The sequence below is a fragment of the Massilia sp. 05N420 genome (assembly GCF_056397205.1).
In genome coordinates this window covers 1-357 of the sequence record NZ_JBFTMX010000294.1, presented here as the reverse complement: position 1 = coordinate 357, position 357 = coordinate 1, and the positions used below count along the sequence as shown (strand labels likewise).

General features: G+C 60.2%; 1 pseudogene. It reads right to left on the bottom strand.

Going from position 1 to position 357, the window contains the following annotated elements:
- Positions 1-357, bottom strand: a pseudogene (locus tag AC1DIX_RS28385) (hypothetical protein); the annotation flags it as partial.

The window sequence follows — 357 nt, the reverse complement described above, 5'->3', positions numbered from 1 at the left end:
CCGCGGTCGAGTGCTTGGCGATACTGCTCGGCCTCCCAATGAGTCAGCTCATGCTCGTCGCTCTTGGAAAGATAGGCCACGGCTTTGCCCTCCGGAATTCGGCTGACGACTTCGGCGAGGCACCGGGCCATGACTTCACCACCGGCGGTAAGGGTGCTGGAGAGCAGGACGCCCTTACCGGGAACCAGGAGCATTTTGGGAATATCGCGTCCTTCTCGTGTCAACGCGGCTTCATAGTCCGTCGCGCTTTTCCCGTCTTCGAGCACACCAATTTCGGTGCCGAGAAATATCACGTGATCAGGATAGAGGGAGCCGCCAAGCGCGGCCGATCGGTTGGTCTCCGACAGAGCGATCGAG